This is a genomic window from Rahnella sp. P4_A8, from assembly GCF_056402435.1.
Map to the genome: position 1 here is coordinate 1 of NZ_JBFUHK010000323.1, position 766 is coordinate 766.

Consider the following 766-nt stretch of genomic DNA (forward strand, 5'->3'; position numbering starts at 1 on the left):
GCGCAGATATAGTTGTTCACAGTGATTATTCAGGACCGCAATTCAGTACTGGAGATCAAGATATATACGATTATGCTCAAGTWTATGCCCAATATTTACATAACCAAAACCAGACCCCGCCGCCAAATCCAAGCTCATACTATAAATTTGGCAGTGCAGAGGTTTGGAGAAGAATTGGGCAGAATCACCATATTACTAAGGTTGTCGATCAGCTCGCCAATTTGTACGGGCTTTAAGTCTTGCTCGCACCTCATCACGTAATTGGTCTTTTTCTAAGATTTCAGATAGTTTTGACCATAAAAACTTACGTGGCTTACTTTGTAAGCCACGTTCAAGCCCATTTGCAGCCAAAATACACAACATTTCTTCTTTCCACAGGAGCATAGAAAGGGCAWTTTTATCGACAGCAGGGTTCATTCGACTAGCCCGAGTAGTGTTTAAATGAACGGCTTTTCTTGTTCCTTCCGTTGCTATCTTGATCCCCCACCACTCAGGGACGATCTTGATAGCTGCATGAGCATGGCACTCTGATACAACAAGTGTGACTTTATCCATTACTGATGAATAAAATTCAACCTGAGAAGGCAAGCGTACAAGATTATCACTTTTACTCTTGAGCTCATAACCATGCATTAATCCATTGATAACAGTTATGTCTGCACGACTAGCCCCTAAATTCATTACGAACTCATCAATAATAAGAGTGTCAGGATCCTTATGATGTTCCTTAAGAATTTTTGAGTGAACAGCTCGTCTAACGTCAATG

Annotated in this window: 1 protein-coding gene; it reads right to left on the reverse strand. The window is 40.8% G+C overall.

All coding sequences use genetic code 11. The features are described 5' to 3' along the window. Window positions 1-195 precede the first annotated feature (195 nt). On the reverse strand, window positions 196-765 hold the full coding sequence (locus AC1DUO_RS25730) for a sce7726 family protein (RefSeq protein WP_477989551.1): 570 nt from the start codon (window positions 763-765) through the stop codon (window positions 196-198). Between the last annotated feature and the right edge of the window lies 1 nt (window position 766).